General features: G+C 38.4%; 16 protein-coding genes and 1 pseudogene. 6 read left to right on the forward strand and 11 right to left on the reverse strand.

What is annotated here, in order from left to right; all coding sequences use genetic code 11:
• Positions 1 to 5 precede the first annotated feature (5 nt).
• The 4 genes from MKX62_RS22355 to MKX62_RS22370 all read right to left on the reverse strand — a co-directional run bounded on the left by MKX62_RS22355 (position 6) and on the right by MKX62_RS22370 (position 4886).
• Positions 6 to 1025: an ABC transporter ATP-binding protein gene (locus tag MKX62_RS22355; RefSeq protein ID WP_340742382.1), complete on the reverse strand. Its 1020-nt coding sequence runs from the start codon at positions 1023 to 1025 to the stop codon at positions 6 to 8.
• 14 nt (positions 1026 to 1039) lie between these two features.
• Complete coding sequence (opp3C, locus tag MKX62_RS22360) at positions 1040 to 2041, reverse strand: oligopeptide ABC transporter permease (protein WP_067213991.1); 1002 nt, start codon at positions 2039 to 2041, stop codon at positions 1040 to 1042.
• A 53-nt stretch (positions 2042 to 2094) separates the two neighbouring features.
• Positions 2095 to 3027, reverse strand: coding sequence for an ABC transporter permease (locus MKX62_RS22365; RefSeq protein WP_067210678.1), 933 nt, complete (start codon positions 3025 to 3027; stop codon positions 2095 to 2097).
• A gap of 209 nt (positions 3028 to 3236) precedes the next feature.
• A complete protein-coding gene (locus MKX62_RS22370) occupies positions 3237 to 4886 on the reverse strand; it encodes a peptide ABC transporter substrate-binding protein (RefSeq protein ID WP_340742383.1) in 1650 nt (549 codons plus the stop codon).
• A 134-nt stretch (positions 4887 to 5020) separates the two neighbouring features.
• Here MKX62_RS22370 and MKX62_RS22375 point away from each other — a divergent pair, with 134 nt between their 5' ends.
• Positions 5021 to 5398, forward strand: coding sequence for a DUF3899 domain-containing protein (locus MKX62_RS22375; protein WP_067210682.1), 378 nt, complete (start codon positions 5021 to 5023; stop codon positions 5396 to 5398).
• Here MKX62_RS22375 and MKX62_RS22380 read toward each other — a convergent pair.
• Positions 5383 to 6309 (reverse strand): dipeptidase, encoded by a 927-nt coding sequence (locus tag MKX62_RS22380; protein WP_340742384.1) that lies wholly within the window; start codon positions 6307 to 6309, stop codon positions 5383 to 5385. The genes MKX62_RS22375 and MKX62_RS22380 overlap by 16 nt on opposite strands.
• 343 nt (positions 6310 to 6652) lie before the next feature.
• Here MKX62_RS22380 and MKX62_RS22385 point away from each other — a divergent pair, with 343 nt between their 5' ends.
• Both MKX62_RS22385 and MKX62_RS22390 read left to right on the forward strand, forming a co-directional pair.
• Positions 6653 to 7222 (forward strand): biotin transporter BioY, encoded by a 570-nt coding sequence (locus MKX62_RS22385; RefSeq protein WP_067210688.1) that lies wholly within the window; start codon positions 6653 to 6655, stop codon positions 7220 to 7222.
• A gap of 288 nt (positions 7223 to 7510) precedes the next feature.
• Positions 7511 to 7735, forward strand: a complete 225-nt coding sequence (locus MKX62_RS22390; protein WP_067210690.1) for a small, acid-soluble spore protein tlp — start codon at positions 7511 to 7513, stop codon at positions 7733 to 7735.
• 657 nt (positions 7736 to 8392) lie between these two features.
• On the opposite strand, the gene MKX62_RS22395 is transcribed toward MKX62_RS22390, so the two are convergent.
• The 6 genes and pseudogenes from MKX62_RS22395 to MKX62_RS24515 form a co-directional block, all read right to left on the reverse strand.
• Positions 8393 to 9577, reverse strand: a complete 1185-nt coding sequence (locus tag MKX62_RS22395; protein WP_340741403.1) for an IS256 family transposase — start codon at positions 9575 to 9577, stop codon at positions 8393 to 8395.
• Between the two features lie 93 nt (positions 9578 to 9670).
• A complete protein-coding gene (locus tag MKX62_RS22400) occupies positions 9671 to 10765 on the reverse strand; it encodes a GerAB/ArcD/ProY family transporter (RefSeq protein ID WP_340742385.1) in 1095 nt (364 codons plus the stop codon).
• Between the two features lie 34 nt (positions 10766 to 10799).
• Positions 10800 to 11024 (reverse strand): hypothetical protein, encoded by a 225-nt coding sequence (locus tag MKX62_RS22405; protein WP_340742386.1) that lies wholly within the window; start codon positions 11022 to 11024, stop codon positions 10800 to 10802.
• 6 nt (positions 11025 to 11030) lie between these two features.
• Positions 11031 to 12218 (reverse strand): Ger(x)C family spore germination protein, encoded by a 1188-nt coding sequence (locus MKX62_RS22410; protein WP_340742387.1) that lies wholly within the window; start codon positions 12216 to 12218, stop codon positions 11031 to 11033.
• Between the two features lie 14 nt (positions 12219 to 12232).
• A complete protein-coding gene (locus MKX62_RS22415; protein ID WP_340742388.1) occupies positions 12233 to 13840 on the reverse strand; it encodes a spore germination protein in 1608 nt (535 codons plus the stop codon).
• 231 nt (positions 13841 to 14071) lie between these two features.
• Positions 14072 to 14212, reverse strand: a pseudogene (locus MKX62_RS24515) (vitamin B12 dependent-methionine synthase activation domain-containing protein); the annotation flags it as partial.
• A gap of 802 nt (positions 14213 to 15014) precedes the next feature.
• On the opposite strand from MKX62_RS24515, the gene MKX62_RS22420 reads away from it, so the two are divergent.
• From MKX62_RS22420 to cobT, 3 genes are all read left to right on the forward strand, one after another.
• A complete protein-coding gene (locus tag MKX62_RS22420; protein WP_340742389.1) occupies positions 15015 to 15677 on the forward strand; it encodes a ribonuclease H family protein in 663 nt (220 codons plus the stop codon).
• 613 nt (positions 15678 to 16290) lie between these two features.
• The gene (locus MKX62_RS22425; RefSeq protein ID WP_067210705.1) at positions 16291 to 16758 is read left to right on the forward strand and encodes a hypothetical protein; all 468 of its coding nucleotides are present in this window, start codon (positions 16291 to 16293) and stop codon (positions 16756 to 16758) included.
• 192 nt (positions 16759 to 16950) lie between these two features.
• On the forward strand, positions 16951 to 18012 hold the full coding sequence (gene cobT, locus MKX62_RS22430; RefSeq protein WP_370569890.1) for a nicotinate-nucleotide--dimethylbenzimidazole phosphoribosyltransferase: 1062 nt from the start codon (positions 16951 to 16953) through the stop codon (positions 18010 to 18012).
• Positions 18013 to 18177 lie beyond the last annotated feature (165 nt).

The following is an 18177-nucleotide window of genomic DNA, read 5'->3' on the forward strand; positions in this document are numbered from 1 at the left end:
ATTCATTATTTTACACTCCTAACTTTTTCCGGGACATGTTCGGCCGGCGTTCGCACATCTTGCAGCCAACATGAAACTGAGTGACTTTCACCAAGCTGCGTCGTTTCTGGATGGAAGTTATGACAGACCTTCATCGTATACGGACAACGGGCAGCAAATGGACAGCCTGTACCAAGTGTTGCTAAGTCTGGCGGTGAACCCGGAATAGGAATAAGTGGCTCGGATCGACTGGCATTCAAGTTAGGCATGGAATGAAGAAGTCCTAACGTATACGGGTGTTGTGGTTCATAAAAAATTTCATCTAGCGTCCCTTGCTCCACGATTTCACCCGCATACATGACAGCAACTCGATTAGCCATGTTTGCGACAACGCCAAGATCATGCGTAATTAAAACAATTGCCGTATCCATTTTTTCTTGCAAGTCCTTCATTAACCGCAGGATTTGAGCTTGAATTGTTACATCGAGAGCTGTTGTCGGCTCGTCAGCTATTAATACTTTGGGATTACAAGCAAGCGCCATTGCAATGACAACGCGCTGCCTCATTCCACCTGAAAACTGATGCGGATACCCATCTAGGCGCTCTTCAGCATTCGGTATACCGACCATTTTAAGCATTTGAAATGCTCTTTGTTTGGCCTCTTTTTTTGTCATCTTCTGATGTTTTATGAGGCCCTCCATAATTTGTTTCCCGATTTTCATCGTCGGATTCAAGGAAGTCATTGGATCTTGGAACACCATTGATATTTCTGAGCCTCTTACCTTCTGCATATCACTTAACGATAGTTTTAAAAGATCCCGCCCCTCGTAAGTGATGTCCCCTTGTGGAATTAATGTATTATGCTTTGGTAAAAGACGCATAATTGATTTTGCGGTAACAGATTTCCCTGAACCTGATTCACCAACAATCGCCAACGTTTCACCTTTGTTTAACTTGAAATTCACACCTCTTACCGCCTTAACCGCACCTGTTTGGGTCTGGAAGGAAATGTGTAAGTTATTGACTGACAATATTTCTTCATTCATTAAAGACCCACTCCCTATTTTCTCATTTTCGGATCTAACGCATCACGTAATCCATCAGCGAGTAGATTGAAGCAAATCATAATCGTACTTATTACAAGTGCTGGGAATAGTAGCTTGTATGCGAAATACCTCATAGATTTATAGCCATCTTCAATTAACACACCAAGCGATGCTTGTGGCGCCTGCAATCCTAAGCCTATGAAACTTAAAAAGGCTTCGAAGAATATGGCTGTAGGAATTGTAAACATGATGGTAACGATAATCGGCCCCATTACGTTTGGCAATAAATGCCTCCAAATCAATCTAGAATTTGATGCACCGAGCGTTTGGGAGGCTAGGACAAATTCTTGACTTTTCAATTGCAAAATTTGTCCGCGTACAACACGTGCCATTCCTACCCACCCGGTTATCACCATCGCTAAAATAATGGACGTAATACCCGGTTCAAGAATGAGTATGAATAAGATAATGATAATCAAATTCGGTATTCCCATTAATACTTCAATTATTCGTTGCATAACATTATCTACTCTGCCTCCGTAGAAGGAGGAGATACCGCCATAAACGACACCAATAACTAAATCTAAAGCCGCAGCAACAAGCGCAATGAAGAGTGAGATTTGCGTTCCTTTCCATACCCTTGTCCATAAATCCCGGCCAAATTCATCTGTCCCGAACCAGTAATTTGCTTCTATATTTCTTTTTTCATAAACATCTACACCTTTTATATCTGTTCCATCAAAACCAAGCCACCCAAGTCCAGGGACTTTTGCAGGTAAATTAGAGTGAACCAAGTTTTGACTTCGGTACGTATGTTCATTCATTAAGGGACCTATTAGAGCCAAAATGATTAGCAATACGAGTAAAACCAGTGAAATAACTGCTCCCTTATTCTTAAATAATCGGTGGAATGCCTCTTGCCAAAATGAGACAGATGGCGAGTTGATGTCTTCCAGTTCCATTGGATCCAGCGGTGCGGGCACGAATAGATCAGCTGTAATTCCATCTGTATTCATTTTAAAGTTATCCGTAGATTTGCTTTGAATGGACGAATCTTTTTCGATTTTGTTCATGCCTGTCCCCCCTGTTTATAATCAATCCGAGGATCCAGAAGACCATATAAAATATCAACAATAAAGACAACGAATATGAACAACGCACTATAAAACAAGGTAATTCCCATAATTACGCTATAATCGAGGACCATAATTGACAATGTGAACTGTTCCCCGAGACCAGGTACTGAAAATATCTTTTCAATAACTAATGTTCCTGTCATGATCGATACCGCTAACGGACCGAGCATCGTAACAACAGGGATTAGCGCATTTCGAATGACATGTTTCGCCATAACCGTGGATTCGTGCAAGCCTTTTGCTCTTGCTGTCGTCACATAATCCTGTCCTAATACTTCGAGCATTTCACTTCGGATGAAACGTGCGACCGTTGCGATAACTGTTACTGAAAGTGCGAACGACGGTAAAATGGTACTCGCATAACTTTCCCATAAAGCAACAGGTAATAATTCATACTTCACCCCAATGAAGTATTGTAGCAATGCTGCAAAAACGAACGATGGGATAGACATCCCGAGTACTGCAAGTGTCACAGCACCATAGTCAAGAAGTGTATTATGTCGTAATGCAGAAATAATACCGAGTACTAGCCCTACAATCGTCCCAAATACAAGTGCTTGTAAACCAATGAGCGCAGAAGGGCCAATACGATTAACGATCATACTTTTTACAGTTCGACCTTCATATTGGAATGAATAGCCAAGATCGCCTTGTACTAAATTCCCTAAATAGCGAATGTATTGGATTGCTGCCGGTTGATCTAATCCATATTTGGCATTTAAAATAACGAGTTGCTTATCAGATAACTTTTCCGGGTTTGTAAACGGTGTTCCCGGAAGGAATTGCATAAGAAAGAACGTTGCTGTGATAATGATAAACAATGTAATAATCATAAACCCGAATCTTTTTACTATGTAGCGCTTCAAATCGGACACCCCAATTCCTTAAAAAGCTCTTGATTTTCCTTCTATAAATGTTGATATAAAATATCCCATTGAATTCGCTTCGGCTAACCCTTGTAAGGCGCCTTCGCTCAGATTAAATAGATATTCTTTTCTCAAGTTATTTATCAATCAGAAAACGAAGATGCTCCAGTTGGATACACCTTCGCTTATCTGTTGCTTAAATCATATGTTTATTCGATGTGAGCCCATTTGTAAGTGAATTCAGCACCCGTTGGATGTTTAGCTAAATCTTTGATTTTATCACGTACAAGAATTGCAGACCCTCGTTGATAAAGAGGCGCAACTGCTGCATCTTCTTCCAACAAAACCTTTTCAATACCAAGCAACATCTCGTAACGCTTGCTTAAATCCGTCTCACCGCGTGCATCATGAACTAATGCATCTAATTTTGGATTGCTATAATCCATACGGTTTGAAGAACTGCCTTTTACCCACATATCTAAATAGGTCATCGGGTCACTATAATCTGGTCCCCATGTAGAAAGAGAAAGTTCATAGTCGACTGCTTTTTCAATTTCAAGACGCTGAGCGAATGGTACAGCTTTAATATCAAGCTTAAATCCAGGAAGATTGTCTTCAAGCTGCGCTTGTAAGTACTCAGCTACTTTTTTCATTTCATCCGAGTCAGCAATATTGAGTGACACTGTCAATTCTGTTTGTCCAACTTCAGCTAAAGCTTTTTCCCATATTGCTTTTGCTTCTTCAGGAGTCCCTTTATTGAAGTCTCCATTTAACTCTCGGTAATCCTTATTCTCAGGCGAGAAGTAAAATCCTTCTCCAACTACTCCGTAAATTGGTGAAGAACCGTCTTTCAAAATAACATCTGTCAAACCTTGACGGTCAACTGCCATTCCAATCGCACGGCGAATTTCTGAATTCTTAAGCACTGGATGGTTGTGATTAAAGCGTAAGAAGACAATACCTGAGTCTTTTTCAACTTTAAAGTTTTTATCCTCAACATATTGGTCGATAAGTGCAGAAGTTAATTTGACGCGGTCAATTTTCTCTGTCTCATATAAATTCGCCCCGGCAGACGGGTCTTTAACGACAAATACATTTACCTCTTCAATTTTCACTGTGCCTGCATCCCAATAATCTTCATTTTTAACAAGTTTCCAGCTTTGTTCTTGTGACCAGTTAACAAGTTTGAATGGACCATTTGCTAAAATGTTGTCAGCTTCGAGTGCATACTGATCTCCAAGCTCTTCTACAAACTTTTGATTTTGCGGTAAGAATGTCGGGAATGCCAGTAATGTTTCAAATAATGGATTTGCACTTTCAAGTGTCACTTCAAGCGTTTTTTCTCCTGTTGCCTTAATACCAAGTTCTGCAGCATCCATTTCTTCGTTCATGATAGCTTCGGAATTCTTGATGCCTGCAGTAACAAGCATGTAATTATATGCACCAGCTTCTTTCATAACACGTTTCCACGCGTATTCAAAATCGGCAGCTGTTACAGGTTCGCCGTTGCTCCACTTCGCGTCTCTAATTGTAAATGTATGAACGATGCCATCTTCACTTTTCTCATGCTTCTCTGCGAGCGCGGGAACAGATTGGTTACTTTGATCCTGACGATACAGCCCCTCATTCACGTTATTCAAAACGTCAAATGCAATAGCGTCATGCGCTTTTGTTGAATCCAATGTTGGAATATCAGCCGTTGCACTCAAATTAAGTACTTGTGCAACCTTGCCGTCTGCTTCTTTTTCATCCTCTTTCTTGTCGTCTTTCTCTTCAGTTGATGAGCTGAAATTACAACCCGAAACAATCAAAGAAAAAATGGCCAAGAAAATTAAGCCTAACCATGTTTTTTTCTTCATTTCCCATTCCCCCCTTGTACTATTCTAGTAACTATATATAATTGTAAGTGCTTACAATCACAATAGCAATAATATTTTTAATTAATAGATATATCCCTATTAATCTATAAATAAGGTAGGAGTTGTTAACCTCTATGAAAAAGAAAAGCTTACTTCTTTCTTTTTGCATCACATCTTTCGTTATTTTATTCTCTACTGTATTTATGGCCCCAAAGTATATCATTATTTTACTTGATTTATTTTTCTATATCGGCATCATCATGTTACTAATCGGCAGTGTATTACTCATCATCCAAGATGGTTTTTTCACTAGATTTATCAACAACTCGAGACGTTTCTATTCAACCCTTAGCAAACGCGAGCAAGTTATACAGGACGTAGAAGGTAAAAACGGAGAAAACCCGAGTTATTTAAAACAGTTTCCCTTACTAGCCTATATTTTACCCCTCGGCGCTTTCTACTTCTCACTCAGCTTGATTGGCTCTCTTATTACCGTTCAATTAGGACGATGATCCATAAAGTTTTGGTAGGCAAAACCTTTGACCGTCTCTTCACTGTATTTTTTTAGCAACTCATTTAGTAAATTCGGATGCATAGATGCATCTTCCAAATTAACAATCTTCGACGAGATACCATCGAAGTCTGAGCCTAACCCAATTTGTTTCTCTCCGCCTAAAGAACAGAAATGGTCAACATGTTCGATTAGGTCTGTTATCACAACTTCCCCTTGTTCCTTCACAAACGGCGGATTGTAGACAACATGGACGAGCCCATTTTTTTCAAACAGTGTTCTTGCCTGATCATCTGTCAGATTACGAACATGATTGCATAATGCTCTGGCATTCGAATGGCTCGCAATTGGATAGTTTGCTTCTTCCATGACATCCCAAAAAGCCTTTTCACACAAATGGGAGACATCGGTCAAAATTTTATGTTCATTATTGAAATGAACAATCTCTTTGCCAAACGACGTCAGTCCCGCTCCACGTGGTTCTCCCGCTCCGTCTGCTGCCAAGTTGGCATTATTCCAAGTAAGACCAATCGAATGGACTCCCAATTGATGAAGAATAGATAGCTTTTGTAGATCGTTTCCGATTGCATCCACACCTTCAAGCGTCAACATCGCTCCAATTTCTCCGTCTTTTAACTGATCGAAATCGCTCCACTCCTTGATCAGTTTCATATTCGGATTGTTCCCAAGCACATCTGTATAGAAATAATGGATTTGATCTAAAGCAGCTTGAAATTTCTGATCTGACTTCATTTCCGGATACACGAATATAGCAAATGCTTGTACTTTTACTCCACCCTTTATTAGTTTTTCATAACTCGTATCGAGTTCCAAAGAATCTTGAAACTTCATTTCCCCTTTTGATTCATACAATCTAAGCAATACATCACAATGCAAGTCGATAATTTTCAATTTATTTGCCCCTTTCAGATACACAAATAGAATCAACAATTAGAACTATCTGTTAATAAAAATAGTAGCAAACAACTAGTTGGATTTCAACTTCATATTCGAAAAAATAAATCCATCACCTGTATAGTCCAAGTGATGAATTTCGAGTATCTATTCGATAAACAGTCATGAAGGTTTCACAACTCACACTAATCCCTTACAAAGGTACTGTATGTTTAGTCAATACCTAAACAATACATTTCATTTTAAAATAATCGTGTTGACGAAAGCAGTTGGGTTACTATACAATTAATGAGTCAACTATTATTATATTTCAGTTAACACAAAAGGGGATTTGCACACTATGACTGAGTCAAGTTACAAACTACGAATGATGATTATTTCAGCACTATTCGCAGCAATTATTGGTGTATTAGCGCAAGTTACAGTTCCATTACCACTTGTACCAATTACTGGACAAACGCTTGCCATCGGACTTGCTGCGACAATATTGGGCGCACGATATGGTACATTGTCAGTACTCATTTATTTATGTATGGGCGCAATAGGGATACCGGTATTCGCACAGATGTCTGGTGGTTTAGGGATTCTAGTCGGGCCAACTGGTGGGTATTTGATCGGGTTCATCCCAACTGCACTTATCATTGGCTTTTTTCTTGAAAAAACGAGTTTTACGGTTAAAAACGCAATCATCGCAAACGTAATCGGAATGTTTATTGCATTAACTTTTGGAACGGTTTGGTTAAAAGTCATTGCAAATCTTTCTTGGACCGCAGCATTTTCAGGTGGATTTGCACCGTTTCTTCTTGTTGGCTTCATTAAAGCGACACTGGCAGCATGGGCTGGCATTACTGTTAGAAATAGGTTGAAATCAACAAATCTAATATATGCATGGAACGCTGAAGTAAAATAAATCATACCGGATTCCAAAACGGCTAGTAATTGTTTTGGAATTCGGTATTTCACACTTTTCATCTGCTATCCAACCTACTTTCTACCCCAATAAAACTCTAGTAGATTAACGTCCCATTCCACTATTTCATACATATTCTAAACGCCAGATATGAGGATTCTTTGCCATACGGAAAATATCATTGTAGTAATCGTCTTCTTCCCGAGAACTGTAATCGACAAATAATTATTGTGAATTTGGGAACGCTATCTCTTGAAGGTTTTTAAAAAAGTTGAAGGAGGAAGTATAATGACTAACATCAAACCGAATGATTCAGATGACAATGTAAATAGGCTAAAGAAAACCATCAGTAATATGGAAGCAGCCGAAGCAGCGATGGAATTCGCCGAGGGGAAAGAACTTGCTGCAATCAAGGAGAAAAACGAGCGACGTAAAGAAAGCATTGAAGGATTACAAACTGAAATAAGTGCAGAAGAAGAATCACGAATTAACGGGTATAAAAAAAGAATGTAAGTATAGATTTAGGCGATATTGTGCCTAGTTGTGCATTTCTACTACGTATGTATGCTTCGCACAATTTCTTAGCTATATGTTTAGTATCGACAATAGAACCCACCATGCCTCTTACAATGCGGACCATGGTGGGTTATTTTTATATTGAATATTTTTCCACAGATAAAGCCTAGGACTATTCCTATACTGATTAATAATAATTGCCAGACAGACAATCGAGCAAATTATGTATCTAAATATATATAAATAAGTATCCTTCAATTATTACAACGTTTCAATTAACCGTTTCTCATCAAGTTCTGTCGATTTAACAACGGATTCAGTTATATAATAGTCCGATCTTGAATAGTAGAATTTTTACCATTAGATATCGTCGTGATCGTTCTATCATAAGGTCTGGTGCCCAGATTTTTTAAAAATAGTGAAACAAAAACCAGTACAAAATCAATTTAGTATACAAATATCTAAATATCAAATAAACGTACCCGCCTAACCAGAGTTGATCATCTTACCCCCTAGTAAAATACTTACGCTACAAATTTATTCGTTACGTATCTTGTTATTTTGTAACTTCTCTCTTCAAACCCTTCCTTCGGGGAGTGTCAATATTTATGTGTAAATGACAATCGGACCTCTTCTTAATGATCATCACACTTTTTATTCTTTCACTTCAAACATCTCAGCCAGCTCTGCGCGTGCTTGATCGAAACCGATATGGCATCGTGTGGAGAAACGTTGGTTGTACTCTTCAAACTGCGAGACTAGGAAGCGTTCGAGTGCTTCTTCGTTCGGAAACTGCTCTTTGCGCTTTGTATATTTCTTGATTTGCTTGTTAAATGACTCGATTAAATTCGTTGAGTATATGCTTCGCCAAATTGACTTTGGAAAGCTGTAGAAGGTAAGTAGATGGTCATTTGTAGCGAGTGATTTTGTCACCTTTGGGTATGATTTTTTCCACTTTTCACAGAAATTATCTAACGCGACTTGCCCAGCTTCCTGATTATCAGCTCGGTAAACCGTTTTGAAGTCATCACAAATCTCAGCACGGTCTTCAACACGTACTTTATGTGAAATATTGCGCGCCACATGCACTAAACATGTTTGGAATTGCGCTTTAGGAAATACGCTTGTAATCGTGTCAACCATACCTGTTAAGCCGTCTGAAAGGAATAGAAGGACTTCTTCAACGCCACGCTCTTTTGTTTCTAGTAAGAGCTCTTTCCAATTAAATGCTGATTCTGTTGGAGCGATTGTGTAAGCAATTACTTCTTTTGATCCATCTTCACGAATGCCCACAGCTATATAAACAGCCTCTTTAGAGACCGTTTCACGTCGAACAGAAATATAGGTTGCGTCTAAATAAACACAGACGTAGCGCGCACTGAGTTTCCTTTTAGTAAAGGCCTCTACTTGTTCACCCACTACCTGTGTCATATTAGATATTGTTTGACGTGTGTAATGATGGCCATACATTTTTTCGATTAAATCGGCAATTTCCGACATGGTCACGCCTTTTTGAAACATGTGAATGACAAATGATTCAAGTGTATCATTTGACCGCTTATAAGGTGCGACTGTCTGTTGTTTAAACTCGCCGTTGCGATCACGGGGAATTGTGATTTGGAGGTCACCATATTCCGTGTGTAGCGTTCTTTCATATGAACCATTACGTGAATTACCTGAATTAAAACCGATTCGGTCGTATTTTTCATAATCTAAAAAAGCCGTCAGCTCCGTGGCGAGCAGCGCATTTACCGCTGTTTCTAAATGCGAACGAAAAACTTCGGTAATATCTTGTTTTTGGACTAGTGCTTGGACAATATCTGCTGTAAACTGAGTCATAGGGAAGACCTCTTTTCTAGGATTGGTTGTGGTGACTTAATTCTACCAAGAAAAGGTCTTCCTTTTTGTATTTATTCATTTACACAAGATATTTTACACTCTCTTCCTTCGTATTCCGTAAACGATAACTAACAATAAGGGAAATATAATTCCAACTACTAATGTAAGAGAATTTCCCGTCGTATTATCCCAATTCTGTTTATAGATAATATTAGGATATATAACAAGGGAAAGAACCACGGTAATTATCCCTATTGGCATTATTAAAGGGCGATAATCTTTCAAATTTAAAATTTGTGCAATCGCTAAAACAGTAGCGTAAAAATAAAGAATCATTTTAAAATAGAGAGAAAGAATCCATAGTAAAGCCATTAATACTTCAATTCTTTCTATGAAATTTCCAACACTAATTCTTTTGGCCAATTCATAGCTTGGATAAATTTCGTTCGCCGTTTTTCCTGCTCCTAACACAGAAATACTCAAAAATGTAATGAGAATAATAATAAGTCCACCAATTAAATTTCCAAGTAGAAAGGATTTTTTTGCATGTTTAACATCATTTACAAATGCGGGGAAAATCATTAATAAAACAATTGCATTTCCAGAAGACATAAGGACATAAAAGATGGAGGATTTGATCATCGTTTTCGATTCTGCCTCAAACACAGGCTTTAGGTGGTCAACCTGGATATCGGGTGCAATTAAAACGGTAAATATAATAAAGATGATGATGAAAAAGGCACCAAAGATTTCTGCAGAACGTGCGATGGTCTCTAACCCAAGGTAAACGCCCATTACCACAACTCCAGCCATCAGAATATTAAGCGCTGACAAGGGCGTATTCGGCATGATATGGGTATTAAAAAAATTACCTGATTGAAATAAAAGAGTTGAAGCATAAAGAAGTGACATCATTGCAAATAAAACTGAAACGGCATTACCAATCCATTTTCCATATACCTTTTCATTGATTTGAACATAAGTGAGGTGAGGAAACCAAAGTGCTATCGCCGTGAAAAACCATACCACTAATAACCCAATTCCTGTACCAATTATTGCTGTAATCCAAGCATCTTGGTTCGTTTTTGCTGCTAAAACTGATGGAACTTCTAAGATGCTCGTCCCAATCGTAAAAAAGATAACTAACACTAGAAACTGATTTGAATTTATTTTAATATTATGCATCATTTCAACTCTTCACCTTTCTTACCTCTCAATTTAACTAACGGAAGAGCGTATCATTTATTGGTCTTAGAATGAAAGTTAGTAAGTCCATTGGATTTGGAATGGGTTTTCCTAATGCTTGAGCAATCCCTAAACTTGTTCCAATAGAAAGAAAGAGTAAAAAGACAACCAATTCTTTTTTATTTTTTTTTAGTAATAGGGATGGAACTTCAAACCGTACGATTACTACTACTATCAACAGGATTCCAATAATTTTCAGCATATTTCTTTATTCCTCTAACTTTTGTAAGAATGAATTACTTACTGTACCCGTATGATATATTTCCATATCAACTTCAACGTTCACTGTTAATTCCGGAAATATTTCATCCCACTGATTTTTAATTTTTTTCCATGTTTTCGGATTTGATCGATGAATGGCTTGTCCAAATCCAAAAATATCAGTCTTATATTGTTTTTGTACCGTTTCAATTGTTTGATGAACGATTTCCTTCAATTCTTTTTCATAACTTTTTTCTAACGCATCTATTGTTTTTGTGTCTTTCATATCGATGTGACATTCCACTTCTCCCACATTCCCCTCTACTTCGATAGTTACATTTACTTCAGGCTCCCCTTTGTTAATCTTTCCTTTCAATTCAGATTTAGAATTAATTACCTCTATCGAAACTTTCCCTTCCTCGGGACATGAAATAGATGCAACTGTCGATTTAACGGAGTCGATAATATAGTTATATCCCTTACTTTCACTTTCATTTAACCATCCCACTAGTTTATCTTGCCTAAATACCGCCAAATAATCATATTGAATTTGGGCAGCAGGCGTAATTGACTCCACATTCTGCTTGCTTGAACCTACTTCCTGATTTCCAAACACCTGAATACCCGTTAAAACTGCATCCTTTCCATCTGTTATCAAATCGCCTAACAGCTCATCTAATGTAACCCCTTTCGTCACAGCCCAGTTTTCCTCAGACGTTTTAAGCGTATTAAACATTTTATTTGCAGGTATGCTTTCAATCGGTGTTGTAACATTCAGTATTTCTGCAGCAGTCTTATCCTTTGCAACAACAACATAGAAATCTGACCTTAGTTCCCAATCTCTTGATAGTAAATCCAATGACTCACCTACACCTGCTTTAGCTAATTCCTCGCCAATCACAAGCATTCGAAGATGACCGGGATATATCTTTCTGGGTGAGTCGATTGTCATTTTTCGAAAGGCTTCAAATATTGTTTCACCGGTAGCTTGGAATAAGGTTACTGTTGAACGACCAGAACTTTGTTTCATGGATACTTCCGACGGTACAACTACTTGAGCAGTTAATTGAAATTCTTCATCCACTTTGTCAATTCCTAGCGCTAAAGTGATCGCAATCTCATTTAATTCCCTCCTGTCCCAACATCCCGTTAAAACAAGACTCAGAATTAGGAGCACAAAAGTATATTTTTTCATCGTTTAGGCTCCTTTTACTCCTCATTTTTTGGTGGCTTTGGTTTTGCAGAAGCTGAATCTTGTTGCCTAACTATATTTTGTTGATTGATAAGACGAGGTCGAGTAATCATTGCCCATCTAGGCAATCGAATAAATGTATCCTTTTGATCGGAAATATTAAATGGACCCAATGGAGACATGTAGGGAATGCCAAAAGAACGAATACTACATAAATGGAGTACGAGGGCAATTAAACCCACCATAATTCCAAATAAACCGAACGAGGCAGCTATTCCCATAAAACCAAAACGCAGTAATCTTACAGCAATCGCTATATCATAAGTTGGAGAAACAAAGCTCGCGATAGCAGTTATTGAAACAATAATTACCATCGCCGCAGAAATCACACCTGCTTCGACAGCTGCCGTCCCTATGACGAATGCACCTACAATAGACATGGCAGATCCAATCGATCGAGGCATTCTTACGCCTGCTTCACGTAATATTTCAAAGGTCAATTCCATTAGCAATGCTTCAAAGAATGCAGGAAATGGAACACCTTCTCGTTGGGCAGTCAGACTAATTAGCAGTGCTGGTGGCAGCATCGTCTGATGAAAAGTTGTGATTGCAATAAAAAATGCCGGCGCCAGCAAAGAAATACCAAAAGAGCCAAAACGAAGGAGTCGAATAAAACTCGAAATATCCGCACGTTGATAATAGTCCTCAGAAGACTGGAAAAATTGAATGAACAACGCAGGAACGATAAGTACAAATGGCGTTTCATCTACCAAAATGGCTATTCTTCCTTCCAGTAGTGCTGCAGCTACTACATCTGGGCGTTCTGTATTGAAAATAGTGGGAAAAGGTGAATGAGGTGAATCCTCAATTAATTCTTCGATATATCCACTTTCTAGAATTCCATCAATTTCGATATTATCCAAACGCAAATGGACTTCTTTCACTATTTTTTCATCTGCAACACCGTTGATGTACATCAACGCAATATCCGTTTTCGTCCGTGTTCCAATTACCTTAGACTCCACCCAAAGATTAGGATCTTTAAGTTTCCGTCGAACTAATGCCGTATTTACGCGTAAGTTTTCGGAGAATCCTTCACGGGGTCCTCTCACTACCGTTTGAGCAACTGGTTCCGTTACCCCACGCTCAATCCAGTGCTTATTTGAAATGACTAATCCTTGTGAATAGCCATCGATTAGTATTATTGTATCGCCCGACAAAAGACCATTATAAAGTACTTCAAAAGTAGTGAAATCTTTTATCTCTCCTACTGTCATGGAAAAATCTTTTAAAATGCTAATAATACTTTGCCCAGTTGACAACTTTACCTGTAATTCAATATCTTTAGTATCCAACATAAGTGTTTCTAATATGAATTCTTGTAACGAAGTTGTATTTGTTAACCCATCAGTGTATATAATGCCCGCTTTAATGCTTCCTTCTTTTCCAATTCGAATTTCTCGAAAGACAATATCCGTACTTTTCCCAAGTGTATCTTTTAAGATTTGTATATTTTCCTGAAGACTAACTTTCAGACCATCTTTTTTATTTGGATCCACCATTTGACTTTGTGAGGGAACAGCTTTATTTGATTCGTTTGTTTTTTTCTTTTTAAAAAACCGCATACTCTCTGTCCCTCACTTTCTATTATGAATACGATTATATTCTGCTAATAAAAATTACATTATTCGGCGGGTCAAGTCCCTTTTATAGTATTCAGCATGAGCTATTTCTCTTTTTTTCATACGTTTGTTATGTCGTAGTCCATAGGTATTCTTGTAAGCTTAAACTAACTCCGTTGTGATTTTAAACCCCTGCTTATCCATCAATACTTACTTTATTAGACAATAGACATTTCAGTTTCGCTGCAAAAAACAACTCGCATCTGGATGAGCGAATACCATCGCAGATACGCATACTTTGGATTCCATCAGCAATCCTTCTGTTAACTGCATGCCAATATCTTCAGGTCTTTTCAAATTAAATAACTTGGCTTGTTTCTAGTAGAATCACGTCACTTTCGCTTGTATCTAAAAGTCATGTCTTACTTAATCAAACCTATTTTCACATGTGACAAGCAGCTTTTTCGTCGCAGGTCCAATTGCTCCAGCACAAAACTTGGCCACTGGTGTAATGATTTCTTCTGTATATTCCCCAACAAATTATACTCTCAGAAATTAATGTCATTACTTTGTCTCCAAGATGATAGTCGTTCAACACAACTGGTTTTCCATCGAACGTAATCATTTAAATGAAATCGGAACCCAGTACTAAATAACCTCGATGAGTATTTTCAATAACCTCTCGATTGCTAGATTAAATTCATTGCCAAATAAATTACACGTATATTGTACAGCATGCAAAATACGCTCCATACTATTGCGTGAGCAATCGAAACACCTCAGTATTATTTCTGCAGATGAAATACTACATGGGATTAATTTCGCCTTCTTTGCCACTACTATATTTGCGATTAGTAGTCTATTTGCCGAGATTTTGTTGGCCATTTGAATACGAAGAAAATCAAGAAATGGTTATCGGTAAAAATCACCTTAAGAGTTTCCACGTGAGAGGAGCAAAATAAGTAATTCACATATCTCAATACACATTAAAAAAACCAGACATTGAGCTGCCTGGTTTTCTTGCTATGCTCATGCAATTGTAGTGTCCCGCTTAGGTAGCTAATAAATTGGGTCGTTTCATAAATATAACCTGAATTGGGTATACTCATATTGTATCTGCATTTTTGAGAGAGATAGAAGATGAATACATAGACTTACTGATACAGGAGGATTAGCGATGAATATTCTAATCGAGTGGATTTACAAAACTCCAAAAGGAGCAGAAACCGTCTTCCGCTCCGAGGAGATGCCGGCAGCACAAGCCATACTAGTTGCGGAAGACTTGGCACGGACCGGACGTACCAAAAATGTACTATTCATTGATCAGTTCGACAGTACGTGGACGGTCAAAGAGATGAAAGGTTATTTGAAAGGAATTGAAACTGAACCACATAACATCACGGTTTATTTCGACGGTGGCTTCGATCATACGACCCGTAAATCGGGATTAGGCTGCGTCATCTATTACGAACAAAGCGGGAAATCATATAGGTTACGGCAAAATGCACCTTCTACCGAACTCATATCGAATAACGAGGCAGAATATGCAGCACTCTACCTATGTCTACAGGAACTCGAGCTTTTGACTGTCCATCATCTACCAGTTCTCTTCATCGGGGATTCACAGGTGGTCATCAACCAGCTGACCGGGGAATGGCCGGCCCTCGAAAATAATTTGTCTAGTTGGGCAGACCGGATAGAAGAAAAGCTGAAAGACCTTGGTATCCAGCCAGAATACAAACTGGTACAGCGGAAGCTAAATTCAGAAGCGGATCGGCTGGCAACACAAGCGCTGAATGGAGTTTCGATTACGGCCACGAGCGAAGTTACAGTGGATTAGTAAGTCTATAAAGTTCAACTAAAGGCTATCTACAAACAGTCATGAAAGTTAAACTTTCATGACTGTTTCTTATATATACCAGAAATTGTAGTCGGTAATTCCTGGTGAAATTTCATTAAGTATTTCTTACTTGCCTTTACTCAATTTCTTCACAGTTACCTCTCAATCAGATATGTAAATCCCCCGAATTCCCCCTCCCACTATCAAATCTTTTGAATCTACTTATTATAGGAAACAGACATAAGAAAAGTTTCAATGCCCTAACTATTATCCCAAGTTTATTAAATGGGTATTCCAGATTAACTCACTACAAATACCTTTTCAGCTATATCCAATCATTGAACTGAATGAGGTTCTTCTTATCAGAGAATTTGTAAGTTAAGCAAAAGGTATAATACATTTTTAATAGGGTGAAAGGCATATATGTATATTCCGGATTGAATTTCGAGCAAAAACAACCTCCCCATGGCCTGCTTCTATTGTTAATGAGTGCTCCAATTTTGATGAAAGTCATTATTCCCGGAAAATAAATTTCTGGAAATCGGGACAACTTGTAACACTTTCCAACAATTTTAATATATTAGTAATAGCTTATATAAAAGGAGGTGATAAAATGCGTGATTATAGAAACGAAGACAAATGTAAGTATTACCATGAATACGGATGTGAAGACAAGCGAAAAGATAAATGCAAATGTGAAGATAAACATAAAGATGATCATAGGTTAAAACCTATGGTATTATCAACAGGTGTATTGAATACGGTTGTTGGCCAAACTGCAGCTCATATTGAAGTAGCTAACCTTGATCCAACTAGAACCTTTCAAGTAAGGGTACAAGTTATCAATTGGAATAGTGGTGGTCCAGAAGTCCTGCTCAATCAATTAGTGACTCTTTTACCGAATCAACACATCAACTTAAGTCAATTCGTTGAACCATTCCACTATGAAGTTAGAATCTTTCATCCTGGAAGTCCGAATGTTATTGCGAATACTTTTGCAATAAATGCAGGGACTTTCACTCTTCCTGGTTTAACCTTCAACCAAAAAGACCTTATGAAGTTAGATGTATCTTTCATTTAATTTCAAATTCCCCCAATAAATAACCCAGAAGCACCTCATGCTTTTGGGTTATTTTTCTATTACCTGTACATCTAAACATTCACAAGTGTTTCTTACACAGCATACTTCAAACTAGTATAATGGTTTACAAGACTGTTTTCACACGGTCCTATAGCCCCCTTACTAAAATCGAAAAGAGAGTTGGGACAAACAATGATGAATATAGACATACCTTTGTTGAATAAAGCAGCGGGAGAAAAAGCAACTTCTTACATAGCAACATTAACAAAACCTTTAGGTAGTTTGGGCAGGTTGGAAGAAATCGCAATTAGTCTGGCAGAAATGACAGGTAATTTGACTCTAGAGATTACACCACCAGGCATCATCGTATTTGCTGCCGATCATGGCATTGTAAAAGAAGGTGTTTCCGCTTATCCACAGGAAGTGACGCTCCAAATGGTAGCAAATATTGTAAATGGCGGAGCCGCTATCAATGTATTTGGTAGACAAATCGGTGCAAAATTCAAAGTCGTCGACGTAGGTGTAGCGGGAGATGTAACAGAGGTGCAAGTTATTCATAAGAAAATTCGTCAGGGCACTGGAAGCTTCCTCACCGAATTAGCAATGACACGAGAAGAAGCAGAAAAAGCGGTACTCATCGGTTATGAAGAAGGGATTCAGATTATAGAAAGTGGGATCAAATGTCTGATTATCGGTGAAGTCGGTATCGGCAACACGACAGCAAGTAGCGCTGTTCTAGCATCGATTACTGGTGCAGACCCCGCTGCAATTGTCGGATTTGGGACTGGTATTTCCACTGAACAGCATAATCGGAAAGTTGCGGTTGTTCGTGATGCAATCAGCTTACATCAGCCGAAACCGACGGATGCCATTGATATCCTGTCGAAAGTGGGCGGACTTGAAATGGCGGCAATGGCTGGTGCAATGCTCGCCGCTGCAGAAAAGCGGGTACCTATTCTTGTCGATGGTTTTATCTGTACGGTTTCCGCTTGTCTAGCTAAATTGATGGCTCCTACTGTAGTAGATTATATGATTTTATCGCATCAATCAGTAGAACCTGGACATACAACGGCAGTCAAACATTTGCAAAAAGAGCCGTTACTCCAACTAAATATGCGTCTCGGCGAAGGGACCGGTGCAGCCGTCGCTTTCCCGATTCTACAATCCGCAGTCAATATGATCAATGAGATGGCTACATTCGAAAATTCCGGTGTATCGGGCAAAGACGAGACAGAAGTGATAATGAATTCATAACAACGCAATATTCATAGAACAATTTTAAAACCTGACGCATAAGTGAATGGTGGTTAAAAAAATAGCAAAAACGCCAAGTTCACTCCGAACTTGGCGTTTTCATTAAATATATCTAGACATTCCCACAGTTATTCCCAACAAGCCAAGAACTGAAGAAGACCATCT

This window comes from Sporosarcina sp. FSL K6-5500, assembly GCF_038005665.1.
Taxonomy (GTDB): Bacteria; Bacillota; Bacilli; order Bacillales_A; family Planococcaceae; genus Sporosarcina; species Sporosarcina psychrophila.